18 protein-coding genes are annotated in these 19,881 nt (G+C 69.4%); 15 read left to right on the top strand and 3 right to left on the bottom strand.

Features of this window, described 5'->3' with window-relative positions:
- The first annotated feature begins 53 nt into the window (after window positions 1-53).
- Window positions 54-2,249 (top strand): ribonuclease R, encoded by a 2,196-nt coding sequence (rnr, locus tag AC3EGR_RS10885; protein WP_488546493.1) that lies wholly within the window; start codon window positions 54-56, stop codon window positions 2,247-2,249.
- 28 nt (window positions 2,250-2,277) lie between these two features.
- Window positions 2,278-3,036 carry an SDR family oxidoreductase gene (locus AC3EGR_RS10880; RefSeq protein ID WP_488546492.1) on the top strand — a complete coding sequence of 253 codons (759 nt, stop codon included), beginning with the start codon at window positions 2,278-2,280 and terminating at the stop codon, window positions 3,034-3,036.
- Window positions 3,037-3,137: 101 nt separating this feature from the next.
- On the opposite strand, the gene AC3EGR_RS10875 is transcribed toward AC3EGR_RS10880, so the two are convergent.
- The 3 genes from AC3EGR_RS10875 to AC3EGR_RS10865 all read right to left on the bottom strand — a co-directional run bounded on the left by AC3EGR_RS10875 (window position 3,138) and on the right by AC3EGR_RS10865 (window position 7,256).
- Window positions 3,138-4,568, bottom strand: coding sequence for an NAD(P)H-hydrate dehydratase (locus tag AC3EGR_RS10875; RefSeq protein WP_488546491.1), 1,431 nt, complete (start codon window positions 4,566-4,568; stop codon window positions 3,138-3,140).
- A 73-nt stretch (window positions 4,569-4,641) separates the two neighbouring features.
- Window positions 4,642-5,916: a D-amino acid dehydrogenase gene (locus AC3EGR_RS10870; RefSeq protein ID WP_488546490.1), complete on the bottom strand. Its 1,275-nt coding sequence runs from the start codon at window positions 5,914-5,916 to the stop codon at window positions 4,642-4,644.
- Window positions 5,916-7,256, bottom strand: a complete 1,341-nt coding sequence (locus AC3EGR_RS10865; protein ID WP_488546489.1) for an amidase — start codon at window positions 7,254-7,256, stop codon at window positions 5,916-5,918. Before AC3EGR_RS10865 ends, AC3EGR_RS10870 begins: the two co-directional genes overlap by 1 nt.
- Window positions 7,257-7,436: 180 nt before the next feature.
- On the opposite strand from AC3EGR_RS10865, the gene rpsB reads away from it, so the two are divergent.
- From rpsB to lpxA, 13 genes are all read left to right on the top strand, one after another.
- On the top strand, window positions 7,437-8,189 hold the full coding sequence (rpsB, locus tag AC3EGR_RS10860; RefSeq protein ID WP_488546488.1) for a 30S ribosomal protein S2: 753 nt from the start codon (window positions 7,437-7,439) through the stop codon (window positions 8,187-8,189).
- 88 nt (window positions 8,190-8,277) lie between these two features.
- On the top strand, window positions 8,278-9,171 hold the full coding sequence (gene tsf / locus AC3EGR_RS10855; protein WP_488546487.1) for a translation elongation factor Ts: 894 nt from the start codon (window positions 8,278-8,280) through the stop codon (window positions 9,169-9,171).
- A gap of 92 nt (window positions 9,172-9,263) precedes the next feature.
- On the top strand, window positions 9,264-9,983 hold the full coding sequence (gene pyrH, locus AC3EGR_RS10850; RefSeq protein WP_488546486.1) for a UMP kinase: 720 nt from the start codon (window positions 9,264-9,266) through the stop codon (window positions 9,981-9,983).
- Between the two features lie 26 nt (window positions 9,984-10,009).
- A complete protein-coding gene (gene frr, locus AC3EGR_RS10845) occupies window positions 10,010-10,573 on the top strand; it encodes a ribosome recycling factor (RefSeq protein ID WP_488546485.1) in 564 nt (187 codons plus the stop codon).
- A gap of 13 nt (window positions 10,574-10,586) precedes the next feature.
- Complete coding sequence (uppS, locus tag AC3EGR_RS10840; RefSeq protein WP_488546484.1) at window positions 10,587-11,330, top strand: polyprenyl diphosphate synthase; 744 nt, start codon at window positions 10,587-10,589, stop codon at window positions 11,328-11,330.
- Between the two features lie 8 nt (window positions 11,331-11,338).
- On the top strand, window positions 11,339-12,205 hold the full coding sequence (locus AC3EGR_RS10835) for a phosphatidate cytidylyltransferase (protein WP_488546483.1): 867 nt from the start codon (window positions 11,339-11,341) through the stop codon (window positions 12,203-12,205).
- Entirely contained in the window at window positions 12,202-13,392 is a 1,191-nt protein-coding gene (gene ispC, locus AC3EGR_RS10830) for a 1-deoxy-D-xylulose-5-phosphate reductoisomerase (RefSeq protein WP_488546482.1), read from the top strand. The genes AC3EGR_RS10835 and ispC overlap by 4 nt, the downstream gene beginning before the upstream one ends.
- 16 nt (window positions 13,393-13,408) lie before the next feature.
- On the top strand, window positions 13,409-14,788 hold the full coding sequence (rseP, locus tag AC3EGR_RS10825) for an RIP metalloprotease RseP (RefSeq protein WP_488546481.1): 1,380 nt from the start codon (window positions 13,409-13,411) through the stop codon (window positions 14,786-14,788).
- A 66-nt stretch (window positions 14,789-14,854) separates the two neighbouring features.
- Complete coding sequence (bamA, locus tag AC3EGR_RS10820; protein WP_488546480.1) at window positions 14,855-17,149, top strand: outer membrane protein assembly factor BamA; 2,295 nt, start codon at window positions 14,855-14,857, stop codon at window positions 17,147-17,149.
- Window positions 17,149-17,658 (top strand): OmpH/Skp family outer membrane protein, encoded by a 510-nt coding sequence (locus tag AC3EGR_RS10815; RefSeq protein ID WP_488546479.1) that lies wholly within the window; start codon window positions 17,149-17,151, stop codon window positions 17,656-17,658. Before bamA ends, AC3EGR_RS10815 begins: the two co-directional genes overlap by 1 nt.
- Window positions 17,659-17,672: 14 nt before the next feature.
- Window positions 17,673-18,641 carry a UDP-3-O-(3-hydroxymyristoyl)glucosamine N-acyltransferase gene (lpxD, locus tag AC3EGR_RS10810; RefSeq protein ID WP_488546478.1) on the top strand — a complete coding sequence of 323 codons (969 nt, stop codon included), beginning with the start codon at window positions 17,673-17,675 and terminating at the stop codon, window positions 18,639-18,641.
- An 8-nt stretch (window positions 18,642-18,649) separates the two neighbouring features.
- Window positions 18,650-19,087 (top strand): 3-hydroxyacyl-ACP dehydratase FabZ, encoded by a 438-nt coding sequence (gene fabZ / locus AC3EGR_RS10805; RefSeq protein ID WP_488546477.1) that lies wholly within the window; start codon window positions 18,650-18,652, stop codon window positions 19,085-19,087.
- Between the two features lie 4 nt (window positions 19,088-19,091).
- On the top strand, window positions 19,092-19,880 hold the full coding sequence (gene lpxA, locus AC3EGR_RS10800) for an acyl-ACP--UDP-N-acetylglucosamine O-acyltransferase (protein WP_488546476.1): 789 nt from the start codon (window positions 19,092-19,094) through the stop codon (window positions 19,878-19,880).
- Window position 19,881 lies beyond the last annotated feature (1 nt).

Below are 19,881 nucleotides of genomic sequence, written 5' to 3'. Positions count from 1 at the left end.
TCAAAAACGTAGAGCGAAACAATGGTGCCGGCCTCCTCGATGAGATCGAGGGCGTGATCCAGGGACACCGCGATGGCCACGGATACGTGGCGCGCGACGACGGCGAAGCCGACATCTACCTTCCACCCAACGAGATGCGCGCGGTGCTGCACCGCGACCGCGTGCGCGCGCGCATCGTGCGGCACGACCGCAAGGGCCGGCCCGAAGGCCGCGTGGTGGAGATCATCGAGCGGCCGCCGCATCCCATCATCGGCCGCCTTCTGCACGAAAGCGGCGTCTGGCTGGTGGCGCCGGAAGACAAGCGTTACGGCCAGGACGTGCTGATCCCCAAGGGCGCCACGGGGCTGGCCAAGGCAGGCCAGGTGGTCGTGGTCGAACTCACCGAGCCGCCCAGCCTGTATGGCCAGCCGGTGGGCCGCGTGAAGGAGGTGCTGGGCGAGGTCGACGACCCCGGCATGGAAATCGAGATCGCGGTGCGCAAGTACGGCGTGCCGCACGAGTTCTCCGAAGCCTGCATCGCGCAGGCCCGGTCGCTGCCGGACAAGGTGCGCCCGCAGGACCACAGGGGCCGCGTCGACCTCACGGACGTGCCCCTGGTCACCATCGACGGCGAGGATGCGCGCGACTTCGACGACGCGGTGTACTGCGAACCGGCCAAGGTGGGCCGCGGCAAGGGCTGGCGCCTGCTGGTCGCGATCGCCGACGTGAGCAACTACGTGGAGACCGGCGGCGCGCTCGACATCGATGCCTACGATCGGGCGACCAGCGTGTACTTCCCGCGGCGGGTGATCCCCATGCTGCCGGAGAAACTATCGAACGGCCTGTGCTCGCTGAACCCCGAGGTCGAGCGGCTGTGCATGGTTTGCGACATGCTGATCACAGCGGCCGGCGAGATCCACGCTTACCAGTTCTATCCCGCCGTCATGTACAGCCATGCGCGCATGACCTACAACGAGGTCGCCGCGATCCTGGGCAACACGCGCGGGCCGGAAGCGGTGCGGCGCAAGGAACTGGTGCCGCACTTCCTGAACCTGCACGACGTGTACCGCGCGCTGCTCAAGGCGCGCAACGCGCGCGGCGCCGTGGACTTCGACACGGTGGAGACGCAGATCGTCTGCGACGAGAACGGCCGCATCGAGCAGATCGTGCCGCGCGTGCGCAACGACGCGCACAAGCTGATCGAGGAGGCGATGCTGGCGGCCAACGTGTGTTCGGCCGACTTCATCCAGCAGGCCGAGGTCCCCGGCCTGTACCGGGTGCACGAGGGCCCGACGCCGGAGAAGAAGGAGATCCTACGCACCTACCTCAAGACGATGGGCGTGGGCGTGACGATCTCCGACGACCCCACCCCGATGGAGTTCCAGAAGATCGCCGCGGCCACCAAGGACCGCCCGGACGCGCAGCAGATCCAGACCATGCTGCTGCGGTCCATGCAGCAGGCGATCTACACGCCGTACAACAGCGGCCACTTCGGCCTGGCCTACGAGGCCTACACGCACTTCACCAGTCCGATCCGCCGTTATCCGGACCTGCTGGTGCACCGCGTGATCAAGGCGATCCTGGCCAAGGAGCGCTACCAGCTGCCGGCGCTGCCGACGCCGGGCGAGGCGCACGAGAAGCTGGCGCGCCGCCTGGCCAGCCGGGTGGCGCCGCCCACGCAGAAGCCGCGCCCCAAGGTCGTCGCGTCGCCGCGCGAGATGCAGGCCTGGGAAGCCGCGGGCCTGCACTGCAGCGCCAACGAGCGCCGGGCCGACGAGGCCAGCCGCGACGTCGAGGCCTGGCTCAAGTGCAAGTACATGCGCGACCACCTCGGCGAGGAGTACTCGGGCGTGGTCACCGCGGCCACGTCGTTCGGCATCTTCGTCACGCTGGACGCGATGTATGTCGAGGGGCTGGTGCACATCACCGAGCTGGGCGGGGAGTACTTCAAGTTCGACGAGGCGCGGCAGGAACTGCGCGGCGAGCGCACCGGCATCCGCTACGCCATCGGCACGCGGCTGCGCGTGCAGGTCAGCCGCGTGGACCTGGACGGACGCAAGATCGACTTCCGCTTGGTGCGCGAGGACGAGGAGTTCCTGGCGCGCGCGATGAAGGAAAAGGGCGTTGCTGCCGGCGAGGCGCCGAAGGCCACCGCCAAGCGCGCTGCGAAGAAGGCGGCGGGCAAGATCGCCAAGGCGCCCAAGCAGGTCGTGCGCGCCGCCAAGAAGGCGGCGGCCAAGGCCAAGCCGCCGCGCAAGACGCGCCGTTGATCACGACATGACCAAAGAGGAGACTTCCATGGCAAACACGCAGGCGGCCGGCAAGGTCGCGATCGTCACCGGTGGCGGCACCGGGATCGGCAAGGCCGCGGCGCTGGCCTTGCTCGGAGCGGGCTGGCGCGTGGCCCTGGCCGGCCGCCGCCCCGAACCGCTGCAGGAGGTGGCGAAGGAGTTCGGCGAGCGCGTGCTTGCCGTACCGACCGACATGACGGACCCGGACGCCGTGCGCGCGCTGTTCGACCAGGTCGTGAAGGCCTGGGGCCGCGTGGACCTGTTGTTCAACAACGCCGGCCGGGGCCTGCCGGCCAGCCCGTTGGAAGACATGTCCGTGGCGGACTGGAAGGCCGTGGTGGACACCAACCTCAACGGCATGTTCTACGGCATCCAGAACGCCTTCCGCGTGATGAAGTCGCAGCAGCCCATGGGCGGCCGCATCATCAACAACGGCTCGATCTCCGCCCACGCGCCGCGGCCGCACTCCATTGCCTACACGGCCACCAAGCACGCCGTGTCGGGGCTGACCAAGGCAGCCTCGCTCGACGGCCGCCGCTACGACATCGCCGTGGGCCAGATCGACATCGGCAACGCGCTGACGGAGCTGGCCGCGCGCATGGCCAAGGGCGTGCCGCAGGCCAACGGCGAAATCGCGGTGGAGCCGCTGATGGACGTGGGCATCGTCGGCCAGTCGGTGCTGTACATGGCCAGCCTGCCGCTGGAGGCGAACGTCCTGTTCCACACCGTGATGGCGACCAAGATGCCGTTCGTGGGGCGGGGCTAGGCCCGATCGGCGGGGTTCGCTTCGCTCACCTTCCGCGGCGGCCGCCGCGCCGCCCTGCATGCAGGGTGGTGGTGAGCCGGCGCAGCGGCGAACCCCTTCGTTCACGCCCAGCGTGAGGCCAACGCCGCCGCCGTCAACGGCTCATCCTGCGGCCACCGATCCGCCGCCAACCCGTGCAGGTACGCGGCCGCGCTCGCGGCCTCGAAGGCATCTTCCCCGTTGGCCAGCCTGGCAGCGACCATGCCCGCCAGCACGTCGCCCGTTCCCGCGATCGCCAGGCGCGCGTTGCCCGTCGGGTTGATCCGCACGCGCCCGTCGGCTGCCGCGATCACCGTCCCTGAACCCTTCAGGAGCACGACGGCGCCGTAGCGCCGCGCAAGGTCCCGCGCGGCCGCGAGCCGGTTCGCCTGGACCTCGGCGGTCGGCAGTTCCAGCAGGCGCGCCGCCTCCAGCGGGTGGGGGGTGAGCACCGTCGGTGCTGCGCCGCGCCCGCGGGCTTCCAGCAGCGCCTGCCCCTGCGCATCGGCCGCGATGGCGTTGAGGGCATCCGCGTCGAGGACCAGCGCCCGCGCGTGCAGCACGCCCGGCAGCGCCGAGCGCACCGCATCGCCGCCGCCGCAGCCGCAGGCCACGGTCATCTCGGCGAACGCGAGGCTGTCCCAGGGGCGCACCATGAGATCCGGCTGCTGCGCGTCCAGTGCGGCCGCCGCGGGATCGAGGAAGCCCACGTACACGCGCCCGGCACCGTGGTGCAGGGCCGCGCGCGCGCAGAGCAGGACGGCCCCGGCCATGCCGGGCGCGCCCCCGATGGCGGCGACGTCGCCGTAACTGCCCTTGTGGCTCGCGTGCAGGCGCTGCGCCACCGCAGGCGGGGCGCAGAGCTGGGCGACGGGAGCACCGGCCGGGTCCACCTGCAGGTCCTCGAACCAGACCTGGCCGGCCGCATCGCGCCCTTGCGCCGTGAAGAGGCCGGGCTTGAGCGCCAGCAGTGCCAGCGTGTGGTCGGCGCGGACGCAATGGGTGGCATGGCCCGTGTCGGCATTCAGCGCCGAGGGCACGTCGACGGCGAGCACCGGAGCCGCCCCTGCGTTCATGCGCTCCATCCACCGCAGCAGCGCTCCTTCGGGACTGCGCGTCGCGCCGATTCCCAGCAGCGCGTCGATCGCGAGGTCGAAGCTGGCGGGAGGGTCCGCTGCGAAGGCCACGCCCGCGGCGCGCGCGCGCAGCAGCGAGGCGCGCGCGTCGTCCGGTGCGCGGGCTTCCTCGCCCAGCCAGGTCACGACGGGGTCCTTGCCCCAGCGTTTGAGGTGCAGCGCCGCTTCGAAGCCGTCGCCCCCGTTGTTGCCGGGACCGCAGGCGATCCAGACCGTGCGCGCGTGCGGCGCGACGGCCAGGGCGAGCCGGGCGACCGCGAGGCCCGCACGCTGCATGAGCGTGTGCGGGGGCAGGGCGCCGGTGGCACGCTGCTCGAGGCGGCGGATGGCCGCGACGTCGTGGAGGGGCCAGGGCCGGTCGGGCGTGACGCGCTGCATGCGGGGGATTGTGAACGAGCGGCCGCGGGTGAAGTGGTGGGCTTCGCTGCGCTCCCCTGCCGGCGCCGCCACCCTAGGTGGCGAGGCGCTCCACGCCCAGGCCCTCGAGGTCCACCTCCGGCGCCTTGGCGCCCATCAGGTCCGCGACGGCGCGCGCGCTGCCGCAGGCCAGTGCCCAGCCGCTGGAGCCGTGGCCGATGTTGATCCAGACGCCGGGGATGCCGGTGGCGCCCAGCACGGGCGGGCCGTCCGGCAGCATGGGGCGCGCGCCCTTCCACTCCTGCACGGCCGCCCCCGTGTTGGCCAGCTGCGCGGCGCCCGGGAACCAGTCGTGCAGCACCTTGTAGAGGGTCTGGATCGCGCCCGGCCGCTTGTGGCTCGGCTCGCCGCCGATCTCGGCGCTGCCGGCGACGCGCACCCGGTTGCCCAGGCGCGAGATCGCCACCTTGTAGCGGTCGTCCATCACGCCGCTGCGCGGCGCGTTCAGCGGCTCGCGGATGGGCGCGCTGATCGAGTAGCCATGCACGGCGGCCAGTGGAATGTGCAGGCCCACCGGGCGCAGCAGCGAGGCCGACGCCATGCCGCTGCACACCACCACCGCATCGAAGCGCTGCGCCGCGGGAACCGCATCGCCGCCGCGCGTGATGCGCAGCACCGTGGGCTGGGCGGTGTCCAGCGGCGCGACCGAGCAGTTGAACTCGAAACGGGCGCCCATCGCCTGGGTCTGGTTCTTCAGCAGCAGGGCGAACTGGCGGCAGTTGCCCACCTGGTCCTCGGGGAGGTGGATCGCGCCGGCGAAATCGGTGTCCGGGTTCAGCGCCGGCTCCAGGCTGCGTGCCTTCTCGGCGTCGACCTCCTGGAACTTCACGCCCGCGTCGCGCAGCACCTGCAGGCCCGCCTGCACCATCTTGCGGTCCTTGTCGGAGCGCAGCAGCACCATGTAGCCCTGCGAGCGGTCGTATTCGAGCTGCAGGTCCTCGGTCAGGCGGTCGAGCCGGGCGCGGCTGTAGAAGGCCAGGCGCTGCAGCCGCGCGCGGTTGGCGAGGTAGGTGTCGAGCTCGCACGCGCGGCGCCAGCGCATCATCCAGCGCACTTCGTGCGCGGCGAGGGGCCAGCACAGGCGCACCGGCGCATGGCGGCTGAACAGGTAGCGGGCCACCTTGCCCGTCATGCCGGGCGCGGCCCAGGGGGTGACGTAGCCGGGGGCGACCACGCCGGCGTTGGCAAAGCTCGTTTCGAGCGCGGCGGCGCCGTGTCGTTCGAACACGGTCACCTCATGGCCGTCGGCGGTCAGCTCGTACGCTGTGGTCACGCCGATGATGCCGGCGCCCACGATGGCGATTTTCATCAGTTCGGGAGGGCGGAAGACAGCAGATGTTCGATCTGCAGGGAGAGGTTCAGGACCGTATCGTCGCGCATCGCGCCGTGCCACGCCATCAGGCCCACGGGCAATTCGCCCGGAGCGTGGCAAGGCAGCGACAGCGCGCATCCATCGAGCATGTTGACGACGCTGGTGTTGCGCAGCAGGAGCGCGTTGGTGCGGAAGAAGGCCTCGTCGCGTTCGGCGCCGGGGGCGATGTCCGCGATGGCAGGGGCCACCATGGGCACGGTGGGAGACAGCACCGCGTCGTAGCCGGCCAGGGCCTCTTCGACTTCGGCGATCCAGGCGCTGCGCGCCTGCTGCAGGTCGATGTATTCCCAGGCCTTCATGTGGCCGCCGCGCTCGATGCGCACGCGCACGCGGGGGTCGTAGTGGCTGCCTTCCTGGGCCAGCAGCTGCCGGTGCCAGGCGTAGCTCTCGGCCGCCGCGAAGCCCCCGGTGGCCTGGAGGCTGCCCAGGTCCTGGATCTGCGTGAGCGCAATCTCCTCGACGTGCGCACCCGCGGCGCGCAGGACCCCGACCGCGCGCTCGAAAGCGCGGGCGACGGTGTCGTCCAGGCCGTCGAGCATCTGCGTGCGCGCGATCGCCAGCCGGCAGGCGGACAAGGGCTTGTCGCTGCGCGCGACCCGGCGGCCGGCCAGGATCTCGTGCGCCAGGATCGCGTCGCGCACCGAGAGCGTCATGGCGCACACCGTATCGAGGGTGGCGGACAGCGGATAAGCCCCTTGCAAGGGCGTCAGGCGCGCGGTGTTCTTGAACCCCACGATGCCGCAGAGGGCCGCGGGGATGCGGATCGAGCCGCCCGTGTCCGAGCCCAGGGCGAGGAGGGCGGATCCGTTGGCCACCGACACGGCGCCGCCGGAGCTGGAGCCGCCGGGAATGCGGGGCGTGCCGGCGTCGCAGGGGTTGGCGGGGGTGCCGTGGTGCGGATTGATGCCGACGCCGGAGAAGGCGAACTCGCTCATGTTGGTCCGGCCCACGACCACCCCGCCGGCGGCGCGCAGGCGGGCCACGGACAGGGCGTCGGACGCAGCCGGCTTTGCGTGCTTCAGGGCCACCGAGCCCGCGGTGGTGACCTCGCCGGCGCAGTCGAACAGGTCCTTCACCGACACCGGCAGGCCTGCCAGTTCCGTGGCGGGCGCGACGCGCTGCGCCTCGGTGCGGGCCGCGTCGAAGCGGGTCTTCAGGAAGGTGTGGCGGGCGGCGGGCGCACTTGCTGCCGCCTCGGCGGCGGCAATGGCGTCGACGGCGCTGGCCTGTCCCGCGCGGATGCGCTCTCGGGTGCTGTGGAGGTCGGGGAGCGGCATGGATGAGGCAGGGGTGGCGGAGAGGGGCCTGTGCTAGAATCTCGCGGTTTTGCGGGCGGCACGCGCAGTTGCGGTGCACGTTGTCGGCAAGACAAATCGCGGATCCCGCCCCTCGAGGTGTCGCAAACGAACCGTTGCGATTCAGGCCGGGATTCTAGACCCAACCTTCGGAGCTCCCCAATGACCGTATCCATGCGTGAAATGCTGGAAGCCGGTGTCCATTTCGGACACCAGACGCGCTTCTGGAACCCCAAGATGGCCCCGTTCATCTTCGGCCATCGCAACAAGATCCACATCATCAACCTCGAAAAGACGTTGCCGATGTTCGAGGAGGCGACCAAGTTCGCCCGGCAACTCGCCGCCAACCGCGGCACCATCCTGATGGTGGGCACCAAGCGCCAGGCGCGCGAGCTGGTCTCGTCGGAAGCCGGCCGTGCCGGCATGCCCTTCGTGAACCAGCGCTGGCTGGGCGGCATGCTGACGAACTTCAAGACCGTGAAGACCTCGCTCAAGCGCCTGAAGGACATGAAGGCCCAGCAGGAAGGCGGCCTCGAGGCCATGTCGAAGAAGGAACAGCTGATGTTCCAGCGCGAGCTGGACAAGCTGGAGAAGGACATCGGCGGCATCCAGGACATGAACACCCTGCCAGACGCGCTGTTCATCGTCGACGTGGGCTACCACAAGATCGCCGTCGCCGAGGCCCAGAAGCTGGGCATCCCGATCATCGCCGTGGTGGACTCCAACCACTCGCCCGAGGGCATCGACTACGTGATCCCGGGCAACGACGACTCCGCCAAGGCCGTGACGCTGTACGTGCGCGGCATGGCTGACGCCATCCTCGAGGGCAAGAACAACGCCGTCAACGACGTGCAGCGCGCCGTCGCCGAGGGCAGCGACGAGTTCGTCGAGGTCAAGGAAGGCGCTGCCTCCTGATCTTCCGGCCCCGAGCCGCGACAGAGGGGGCTTTCGGGCCCCCTTTGCACAAGAAGATCCAACTGAACAGACACCGATAGAGGAAAAGATGGCTGCAATCACCGCAAGCATGGTCGCCGAACTGCGCGCCAAGACCGACGCCCCGATGATGGAGTGCAAGAGGGCCCTGACCGAGGCCGCCGGCGACATGGACAAGGCCGAGGAAATCCTGCGCGTGAAGCTGGGCGGCAAGGCCGCCAAGGCCGGCTCCCGCGTGACCGCCGAAGGCGTCGTCGCCGCTTCGATCGAAGGCACCACCGGCGCCCTGGTCGAAGTCAACTGCGAAACCGACTTCGTCACCAAGAACGACAGCTTCCTGGCGATGGCCCGTGCCGCCGCCGAACTGATCGCCAAGAACAAGCCGGCGGACGTCGCCGCGCTGGGCGCGCTGGCGTACAGCCAGGACGGCTTCGGCCCGACCCTGGAAGACGTGCGCAAGGGCCTGATCGGCAAGATCGGCGAGAACATGAGCTTCCGCCGCTTCAAGCGCTTCGAAGGCGGCAACAAGCTGGTGAGCTACCTGCACGGCACGCGCATCGGCGTGGTGGTCGAGTACACGGGCGACGAGGTCGCCGCCAAGGACGTGGCGATGCACGTGGCCGCGATGAAGCCGGTGGCGCTGTCGTCGGCCGACGTGCCCGCCGACCTGATCGAGAAGGAACGCAACGTCGCCACCGCCAAGGCCGCCGAATCCGGCAAGCCGGCCGACATTGCCGCCAAGATGATCGAGGGCTCCGTCCAGAAGTACCTCAAGGAAGTCTCGCTGCTGAACCAGGCGTTCGTGAAGAACGACAAGCAGACGGTCGAGGCCATGCTCAAGGCCGCCAACACCCAGGTGAAGGGCTTCACCCTGTACGTGGTGGGCGAGGGCATCGAGAAGAAGGCCGACGACTTCGCCGCCGAAGTGGCGGCCCAGGTCGCCGCCGCCAAGCAGGCCGCCTGAGGCCGACCTACGGCGTCCGGGAGAGCCCTCCCGGAGGCCGTCGGCCGATCCGCCCCGTTACACTCACCGAAGTTCCAAGGAGACCCGTTCCCATGCCCGCCCAGCCAGCCCACAAGCGCATCCTGCTCAAGCTGTCCGGGGAGGCCCTGATGGGCGACGACGCCTTCGGCATCAACCGCGCGACCATCGTGCGGATGGTGCAGGAGGTCGCCGAAGTGGTGAACATGGGCGTGCAGGTCGCGGTGGTCATCGGCGGCGGCAACATCTTCCGCGGCGTCGCCGGCGGCTCGGTCGGCATGGACCGGGCGACCGCCGACTACATGGGCATGCTGGCCACCGTGATGAACGCGCTGGCGCTGTCCGACGCGATGAACAAGCAGGGCCTGGTGTCGCGCGTGATGTCGGCCATCAACATCGAGCAGGTGGTCGAGCCCTACATCCGGCCCAAGGCGCTGCAGTACCTGGAAGAGGGCAAGGTCGTGATCTTCGCCGCCGGTACCGGCAACCCCTTCTTCACCACCGACACCGCCGCCGCCTTGCGCGGCGCGGAGATCGGCGCCGAGATGGTGCTCAAGGCGACCAAGGTGGACGGCGTGTACTCCGCCGACCCGCAGAAGGACCCTTCCGCGGAACGCTATTCCCGCATCAGCTTCGACGAGGCCATGGCGAAGAACCTGGGCATCCTGGATGCGACCGCCTTCGCTCTGTGCCGTGACCAGAAGCTGCCGATCAAGGTGTTCTCGATCTTCAAGCACGGCGCGCTCAAGCGGGTGGTGCTCGGCGAGGACGAGGGCACCCTGGTGTACGCCTGATCGGCGCAAGAGAGGAGACGACAGAAATGGCAACGATCCCCGAAATCAAGCAGACGACGCAAGTCAAGATGGACCAGACCATCGCCGCGTTCAAGACCACCTTGTCCAAGATCCGCACCGGCCGCGCCAACCCGGGCCTGCTGGACACCGTGCACGTCGACTACTACGGCTCCTCGGTTCCGATCTCGCAGGTGGCCAACGTCTCGCTGCTCGACGCGCGCACGATCTCCGTGCAGCCCTGGGAAAAAGGGCTGGGTGCCAAGATCGAGAAGGCCATCCGCGACAGCGACCTGGGCCTCAACCCCGCGTCCATGGGCGACCTGATCCGCGTGCCGATGCCGCCGATGTCGGAGGAGCGCCGCAAGGAGATGACCAAGCTGGTCCGGCACGAAGGCGAGAACGCCAAGATCGCGATCCGCAACCTGCGCCGCGACGCCAACGAGCACGTGAAGAAGCTGGTCAAGGACAAGGTCGCGACCGAAGACGACCACAAGCGCGCCGAAGGCGACGTGCAGAAGGCGACCGACAAGCACATCAACGAGATCGATTCGCTCGTCGCCGCCAAGGAAAAGGAGATCATGGAGGTCTGACCTCCATGTCCGCATGACCAGCAAGAAGCCGCGCGCCGTCCCGCATCACATCGCCATCGTCATGGATGGCAACGGCCGCTGGGCCACCAAACGCTTCCTGCCCCGGGTCGCCGGGCACAAGAAGGGCGTCGACGCCTTGCGCGCATGCGTGCGCCATTGCGGCGACATCGGCGTGAAGGTGCTCACCGTCTTCGCCTTTTCCTCCGAGAACTGGAACCGTCCGGCCGAGGAGGTCTCGGGGCTGATGGAGCTGCTGGCCGCCGCGCTCGCGCGCGAGGTGCCGCAGCTGCAGGCCGAGGGCGTGCGCATCCACTTCGTGGGCGAGCGCCGGGCCTTGTCGGAAAAGGTGCGCACCGGCCTGGCGCAGGCCGAGGCGAGCACGGCCGGCAACGAGCGGCTGGTGCTGAACATCTGCTTCAACTACGGCGGGCGCTGGGACATCGCCCAGGCCGCGGCGCAGCTCGCCGCGCGCGGCGAGCCCATCACCGAACAGGCCCTGGACCGCGCCATGGCGCTGGCGCACGTGCCGGACCCGGACCTCGTGATCCGCACGGGCGGGGAACTGCGCATCAGCAACTTCCTGCTCTGGCAGGGCGCCTACAGCGAGCTGTACTTCACCGACAAGCTCTGGCCGGAGTTCGATGCCGCCGCCGTGGACGCGGCGATCGCCGAGTACAGCCAGCGCGAGCGCCGCTTCGGCAAGACGTCCGAGCAGGTCGGCGCGCAGGCCAAGGACTCGGGCCGCAAGGCGGCCTGAGGCACGCGATGCTCAAGCAGCGCGTCATCACCGCCATCGTCCTGCTGGCCATCCTGCTGCCGGCGCTGTTCTGGCACACGCCGGAGCCCTTCCTGGGCATCACCCTGGTCCTGATCGCCGCCGGCGGCTGGGAGTGGGGACGCCTCAATGGCCTGTCGCAGGGGCTGAACGTCGCGCTCGGCGTGATCACGCTGGCGCTGTGCGCCGGGACCTGGGCGCTGGGGTGGCCGCAGAACCCATCGGTCATGCTGTGGCTGGTGGTGGGCGCGCTGTGGGTGCTCGCCGGTGCCGCGCTGGTCAAGGGCGGCGTGGACGGGTGGCCGCGCATTCCGCGCGGGGTGCGCGTGGTGGGCGGCGTGCTGGCCCTGGTGCTCGCCTGGCTGGCGATGGCGCAGGCCCGCGTCATCGGCGTCAACTTCCTGCTGTCCATCCTGGTGCTGGTGTGGGTGGCGGACATCTTTGCCTACTTCGCCGGCCGCGCCTTCGGCGGCCGCTTCACGCAGCGCAAGCTGGCCCCGGTCATCAGCCCGAAGAAAAGCTGGGAAGGCGTGTGGGGCGGCATGGCCGGCGTGGTGGTGCTGGCCATCGCCTGGACGCTGGCCGACCAGGCCGCGCACGCCGCGGTGCCGTCCCTGTACTCCCGGCTCGCGTCGCTGAACTGGCTGGTGCTGGTGCTCGCCGCGGTCTTCCTGGGCGCCATGAGCGTCGTCGGCGACCTCGCCGAATCGCTGGTCAAGCGCAGCGCCGGCATCAAGGATTCGAGCCAGCTCCTGCCCGGGCACGGCGGCGTGCTGGACCGGGTCGATGCCCTGCTGCCGACGCTGCCCCTGGCGATGATGCTGGCCACCCTGGCCACCGCCCTGGCCTCGCGATGAAGCAGCGACTCGCCGTCCTCGGGTCCACCGGTTCGATCGGGGCCAACACGCTGGACGTGGCCGCCCGCCATCCGGAGCGCTTCGAGGTGTTCGCGCTCAGCGCCGCTTCGCAAGTGGACACCATGCTGCAGCAGTGCCTGCAGTTCCGCCCGGCCTTCGCCGTGATGGCGCAGGAGGACGCGGGCCGTGCGCTTGCCGCCCGCATCGAGTCCAGCGGATTGAAGACGCGCGTGCTCTGGGGCGCCTCCGCCCTCGACACGGTCGCCGGCCACGAGCAGGTGGACACCGTGATGGCGTCCATCGTCGGTGCCGCCGGGCTGTCGTCGTGCATCGCCGCGGCCCGCGCGGGCAAGAAGCTGCTGCTGGCGAACAAGGAGGCGCTGGTGGTCGGCGGCGAGCTGTTCATGGCCGCGGTGCGGCAGGGCGGGGCGCGCCTGCTGCCCATCGACAGCGAGCATTCGGCCATCTTCCAGTCGCTGCCCGAAGACGCGGCGACGTGGGACGCGCGCGTGGAGAAGATCATCCTCACGGCCTCCGGCGGGCCCTTCCGCACCCGCGAACCCGCCACCCTGCGCGAGGTGACGCCGGAGCAGGCCTGCGCCCATCCGAACTGGGTGATGGGGCGCAAGATCTCGGTCGACTCGGCCACCATGATGAACAAGGCGCTGGAGGTGATCGAGGCGCGCTACCTGTTCGGCCTGCCACCCGAACGGCTGCAGGTGGTGATCCATCCGCAAAGCGTCGTCCATTCGATGGTGCAGTACCGCGACACCTCCGTGGTGGCGCAGCTGGGCACCCCCGACATGCGCGTGCCGATCGCGTTCGGCCTCGCCTGGCCGGAGCGGGTCGCCTCCGGCGCGCAGCCGCTGGACTTCGGCACGCTGGCCGACATGAGTTTCGAATCGCTGGACAGCCGCGGGCACCGCGCGCGCTTCCCCGGGCTGCAGCTCGCGTGGGACGCGCTGGCCGCGGCGCCGGGAACCACCGCGGTGCTCAATGCCGCCAACGAGATGGCGGTGGCGGCCTTCCTGGAGCGCCGCATCCGCTTCGACCAGATCCACTCGGTAAACCTTGCAACTTTGGAAGGGGTGGTCCCTTCCAAGCCGCAATCCCTGCAGGACCTGCTGGCGCTGGACGCCGCGGCCCGCCGCGAGGCGGACCACGCGATCCGGAGGCTGGCGGCCTGACGGAGGAGGGAAACCCATGCTCACCGTCGTCGCCTTCATCGTTGCCCTGGGCTTGCTGATCGCCGTCCACGAGTACGGCCACTACCGCGTCGCGGTCGCCTGCGACGTCGAGGTCCTGCGCTTCTCCATCGGCTTCGGCAAGGTCCTGTACCGCTGGAAGCCGCGGCGTCCCCGTCCCGGCCAGGACACCGAGTTCGTCATCGGCGCCTTCCCGCTGGGAGGCTACGTGAAGATGCTGGACGAACGCGAAGGGCCGGTGGATGCCGCGGAGCGCGAGCGCGCCTTCAACACCCAGCCCCTGAAGTCCCGCGCCGCGATCGTGGCCGCCGGGCCGATCGCGAACCTGCTGCTGGCGATCCTGCTCTATGCGGCGGTCAACTGGATGGGCGTGGAAGAACCGCAGCCCGTGCTGGGCTCGCCCGTCGCCGGCTCCATCGCCGCGGAGGCCGGCCTGCGCGGCGGCGAGCGCGTGCAGTCCGCCGCCTTCGAGGGGGACGAGGCGCAGCCGCTGCGCTCGTTCGAGGAGCTGCGCTGGCTGCTCACGCGCGGCGCGCTCGATGGCCGCGACCTGCGCCTGGTGCTCGCGCGTGACGGCGCCAGCCGCGGCGGCGAGGTGCTGCTGCCGCTGTCCCGGCTGGACGCGAGGGACGCGGATGCGCAGCTGATGCGCAAGGTCGGCATCGTCGCGCCGTGGAGCCCGCCGGTGCTGGGCGAGATCATGGGCGGCGGCGCCGCCGAACGCGCGGGCCTGCGCAAGGGCGACACCGTCCTGCGCGTGGACGGCAAGGAAGTGGGCGACGCGCAGCAGCTGCGGGACCTGATCCGCGCCAAGGTGCAGGGCGGCCGCGGCGTGGCCTCCACCTGGGACATCGACCGCGCGGGACAGCGCCTGCAGGTGCCGGTGACGCCCGACTTCGTGGCCGACCCCGCCGGCGGGGTCGGCGTGGGCCGCATCTCCGCCTACGTGGGCGTCCCGCCGGCCATGGTGACGGTGCGCTACGGCCCGCTCGACGGCCTGTGGAACGGCGCGGTCCGCACCTGGGAGGTGTCCGCCCTGACGCTCAAGATGATGGGGCGCATGGTGATCGGCGAGGCCTCGGTGAAGAACTTGAGCGGCCCGCTCACCATCGCCGATTACGCGGGCAAATCCGCGAGCCTCGGCCTCACGCAATACCTGCTGTTCCTCGCCTTGATCAGCGTGAGCCTCGGCGTGCTGAACCTGCTGCCGCTGCCGGTCTTGGACGGTGGACACCTGATGTATTATCTTTGGGAGGCCGTCACGGGCAGGAGCGTCTCCGACGCCTGGATGGAGCGCCTTCAGCGCGGTGGCGTGGCGGTGCTGCTGGTCATGATGTCGATCGCCCTGTTCAACGACGTCGCCCGGCTCTTTGGTTAGACAACAAGATGGCAGCTGCCGCCCCGCGGTGACGGCATCCGTCCCGCCGGCGCCTTTCCAGAATCAATGAAGAAACATTTCAAGCGCTTCCGCGTGCGCACCGTCTCGGCTGTCGCGGCCCTCGCATTCGCCGCGAACGCCTGGGCCGTCGACCCCTTCACGGTGCGCGACATCCGGGTCGAGGGCCTGCAGCGGGTGGAGCCCGGCACGATCTTCGGCTCGCTGCCGTTTCGCGTCGGCGACCAGTACACCGATGACAAGGGCTCGGCCGCGATCCGGGCCCTGTTCGCATTGGGCCTGTTCAAGGACGTGCGCCTGGAGACCCAGGGCGACGTGCTGATCATCGTCGTCGAAGAGCGGCCCACGGTGGCGGACGTCGACTTCTCCGGCACCAAGGAATTCGACAAGGACACGCTGAAGAAGGCCCTGCGCGACATCGGCCTGACCGAGGGCCGCCCCTTCGACCAGGCGCTGGCCGACCGCGCCGAGCAGGAACTCAAGCGCCAGTACATCAACCGCAGCCTGTACGGCGCGGAGGTGGTGACCACGGTCACGCCGATCGAGCGCAACCGCGTGAACCTCACGTTCACCGTGACCGAAGGCGATCCGACCAAGATCCACGACATCACCTTCGTGGGCAACCGCTCCTTCAGCGCATCGCAGCTCAAGGGCCTGATGGACCTGAGCACCGGCGGCTGGCTGACCTGGTACACCAAGTCCGACCGCTATTCGCGCACCAAGCTCAATGCCGACCTGGAGGCGCTGCGCTCCTTCTACCTGCAGCGCGGCTTCCTCGAGTTCCGCATCGACTCCACGCAGGTGGCGATCTCGCCGGACAAGCAGGACATCAGCATCACCATCAACATCACCGAGGGCGACCGCTACGTCGTCTCGGGGGTGCGGCTGGAAGGCGACTACCTGGCCAAGGACGAGGAGTTCAAGTCCCTGGTGAAGATCAAGCCGGGCGAGCCCTACAACGCGGACCAGGTCACCGAAACCACCAAGGCCTTCACCGACTACTTCGGCAACTTCGGCTACGCCTTCGCCCAGGTCGAGGCGCGGCCGGAGATCGACCGGGCCAACAACCGCGTGGCGTTCGTGCTGGTCGCGGACCCCTCGCGCCGCGCCTACGTGCGCCGCATCAACATCGCCGGCAACAACCGCACGCGCGACGAAGTGATCCGCCGCGAGTTCCGCCAGTTCGAGTCGAGCTGGTACGACGCCGAGAAGATCAAGCTCTCGCGCGACCGCGTGGACCGCCTGGGCTTCTTCAAGGAAGTAGGCATCGAGACCAGCGACGTGCCGGGCGCGCCGGACCAGGTCGACCTGAACATCAACGTGCAGGAGCGCCCGACCGGCAGCCTGCAGCTGGGCGCGGGCTTCTCCAGCGCGGAAAAGCTGGGCCTGTCCTTCGCCGTCAAGCAGGAGAACGCCTTCGGCACGGGCAACTACCTGGCCGTCGAGGTCAACACCAGCAAGTACAACAAGACGATCGCGTTCAACACGGTCAACCCGTACTTCACCCCGGACGGCATCTCGCGCACTTTCGACCTCTACCACCGGTCTTCGCGTCCCTACGAGAACCAGGGCGGTGACTACCGGCTGGTCACCTCCGGCCTGGGGTTGCGCTTCGGTGTTCCCTTCAGCGAGAAGGACACCGTGTTCTTCGGGGCCGGCCTGGAACGCACCGAGATCGTCGAGGGAACGAACATCCCGGCGGCCTACCTGGCCTATGCCGCGCAGTTCGGCGCCAAGAGCAACACGCTGCCCCTGACCATCGGCTGGTCGCGCGACGACCGGGACAGCACGCTGGTGCCCACCAGCGGGCGCTTCCAGCGCTTGTCGGGCGAGTGGGGCGTGGCGGGCGATGCCCGGTACCTGCGCGGCAACTACCAGTACCAGCAGTACGTGCCCCTGAGCAAGGCCTACACCCTGGCCTTCAACGGCGAGCTCGGCTGGGGCAAGGGGCTCAGTGGACAGCCCTTCCCGGTCTTCAAGAACTTCTATTCGGGCGGCCTCGGGTCGGTCCGCGGCTTCGAGCAGGGGACCCTGGGCCCGCGCGACGTCACCGGCGCCTCCATCGGCGGCCCGCGCAAGATCACGCTGAACGCGGAGGTGCTCACGCCCTTCCCGGGGGCGGGCAACGACCGCACGCTGCGCATGTTCGCCTTCATCGACGTGGGCAACGTGTTCGGCGAGAACGAGAAGTTGACGGCGAGCGAGCTGCGCGCCTCCGCCGGCCTGGGGCTGTCCTGGCTGTCCCCGATCGGCCCCCTGCGCATCGCCTATGCCCAGCCGGTGCGAACGCAGCCTGGCGATAGAATCCAGAAATTCCAATTCCAGATCGGGACATCGTTCTGATGAAGTATCTGACCCGTCCATGGCTGCTGGTCCTGCTGGGTGCACTGGCGTTCGGCGCCCAGGTGCGGGCGGATGAATTCCGCGTGGGCTTCGTCAACACCGACCGGATCTTCCGCGAGGCCAACTCCGCCAAGGCGGCGCAGGCCAAGCTGGAACAGGAGTTCTCGCGCCGCGAAAAGGAACTGAACGACCTCGGCGCCGGCCTCAAGACGGCCTCCGAGCGTTTCGAACGCGAGGGCCCGACGCTGCCCGAGTCGCAGCGCGCCCAGCGGCAAAAGCAGCTGATCGACCAGGACCGCGAGTTCCAGCGCAAGCGCCGCGAGTTCCAGGAGGACCTCAATGCGCGCAAGAACGAGGAGCTTCAGCAGGTCCTCGACCGCGCCAACCGCGTGGTGCGCCAGGTCGCCGAGCAGGAGAAGTACGACCTGATCCTGCAGGAAGCCGTCTACATCAACCCCAAGCACGACATCACCGACAAGGTGATCAAGGCTCTCAACACCGCCCGGTGAGTCCGGGCGCGCACATGGCGCTGCAGCTCGGCGAGATCGTGGCGGCCCTCGGCGGCGAACTGCACGGGGACGCCAGCCTGGCCATCGAGGGGCTCGCCCCGCTCGAGTCGGCCGGGCCCCGCCACCTGAGCTTCCTCAGCAACCCGCGCTACCAGCCGCAGCTCCAGGCCTCCGGCGCGGGCTGCGTCATCGTGGCGCCGGCGATGCGCGACGCCGCGCTCGCCCGCGGCGCCTGCATCGTCACGGAAGATCCTTATCTTTACTTCGCCCGCGCGACCCAGCTGTGGAAGCGTGCCCATGCCCGGCCCGAGCCCGCGCCCATCCATCCCAGCGCGGTGATCGATCCCGAAGCGGTGCTGGGCGAAGGCGTGCGCATCGGCCCGCACTGCGTGGTGGAGCGCGGCGCGCGCATAGGCGCGGGAACCGTGCTCAAGGCGCGCGTGCACGTGGCCGAGGACTGCAGCGTCGGCGAGCGCTGCGTGCTGCATCCGGGCGTGGTGATCGGGGCCGACGGCTTCGGCTTCGCGCCCTCGCCCCAGGGGTTCGTGAAGATCGAGCAGCTCGGCGCGGTGCGCATCGGCGACGACGTGGAGATCGGCGCCAACACCTGCATCGACCGCGGCGCCCTCGCCGACACGGTCGTGGAAGAGGGCGTCAAGATCGACAACCTCGTGCAGATCGGGCACAACTGCCGCATCGGCCGGCACACCGTGATCTCCGGCTGCACCGGCATCGCGGGCAGCGCCACCATCGGTGCGCACTGCATGATCGGCGGCGCCGCCATGATCCTGGGCCACCTCACCATCGCCGACAAGGTGAGCATCTCGGCCGGCTCCTTCGTCGCGCGCTCCATCGGCAAGCCCGGCCTCTACACCGGCATCTTCCCCATCGACGACAATGCGTCCTGGGAGAAGAACGCAGCCACCCTCAAGCAGCTGTACACCTTGCGCGAGCGCCTCAAGGCGCTGGAAAAGAAACTGTGAACCCGTCCATGGACATCCACCAGATCCTGAAGAAGCTGCCGCACCGCTATCCGTTCCTGCTGGTGGACCGGGTGCTGTCGGTCGACCCCGGCAAGTCGATCAAGGCGCTGAAGAACGTCACCATCAACGAGCCCTTCTTCGGGGGCCACTTCCCGCACCGGCCCGTGATGCCGGGCGTGCTGATGCTCGAAGCCATGGCGCAGACGGCCGGCCTGCTGGCCTTCGCCGGCGACGCGGGCGGGCGCGACGCGAATTCCGTCATCTACTTCGCCGGCATCGACGGCGCGCGCTTCAAGCGCCCGGTGGAGCCGGGCGACCAGCTGATCATGGACGTGGAAATCATTCGCCACAAGGCAGGCATCTACAAGTTCAAGGGCACCGCGCGCGTGGGCGAGGAGATCGCTTGCGAAGCCGAGCTGATGTGCACCATGCGGACGGTCGCTTGAGCGCATGGCAAAGATCCACCCGACCGCAATCGTCGATCCGAAAGCGGAGCTGGATGGCAGCGTCACCGTCGGGCCGTACACGCTGGTCGGCCCGCACGTGAAGGTGGGGGCCGGCACGACGATCGCCGGCCACGTGGTGCTCGAGGGCCACACGACGCTGGGCCGCGACAACCGCATCTTCCAGTTCGCTTCCATAGGCGCCGCCAACCAGGACAAGAAGTACCAGGGTGAGCCCACCGAGCTGGTGATCGGCGACCGCAACACCATCCGCGAGTTCACGACGCTGCAGGTCGGCACGGTCCAGGACAAGGGCCGCACCACCATCGGCGACGACAACTGGATCATGGCCTACGTGCACGTTGCGCACGACTGCATCGTCGGCAGCAACACCACGCTGGCCAACAACGCCACGATGGCCGGCCACGTGGAAGTGGGCGACTGGGTGACGGTAGGCGGCCTCACGGGCATCCACCAGTTCGTCAAGGTGGGCGCCCACGCCATGCTCGGCTTCCAGAGCGCCGTGTCGCAGGACGTGCCGCCCTTCATGCTGGTGGACGGCAACCCGCTGGCCGTGCGCGGGGTGAACGTCGTCGGACTGCGCCGGCGCGACTTCAGCGCCGAACGGATCGCCGCCGTCAAGCAGATGCACAAGCTGCTGTACCGCGAGAACCGGACGCTGGACGACGCCCGCGCCGCCATTGCCGCCCTGGCGCAGTCCACGCCCGAGGCGGCCGAGGACATCGCGCGCATGGTCCGCTTTCTCGACGCCGCCACCCGCGGCATCGCGCGCTAGG

This window comes from Ramlibacter sp. G4-7, from assembly GCF_057784995.1.
Note: the sequence above shows the minus strand (reverse complement) of the source record. Positions and strands in the feature narration are given on the sequence as shown.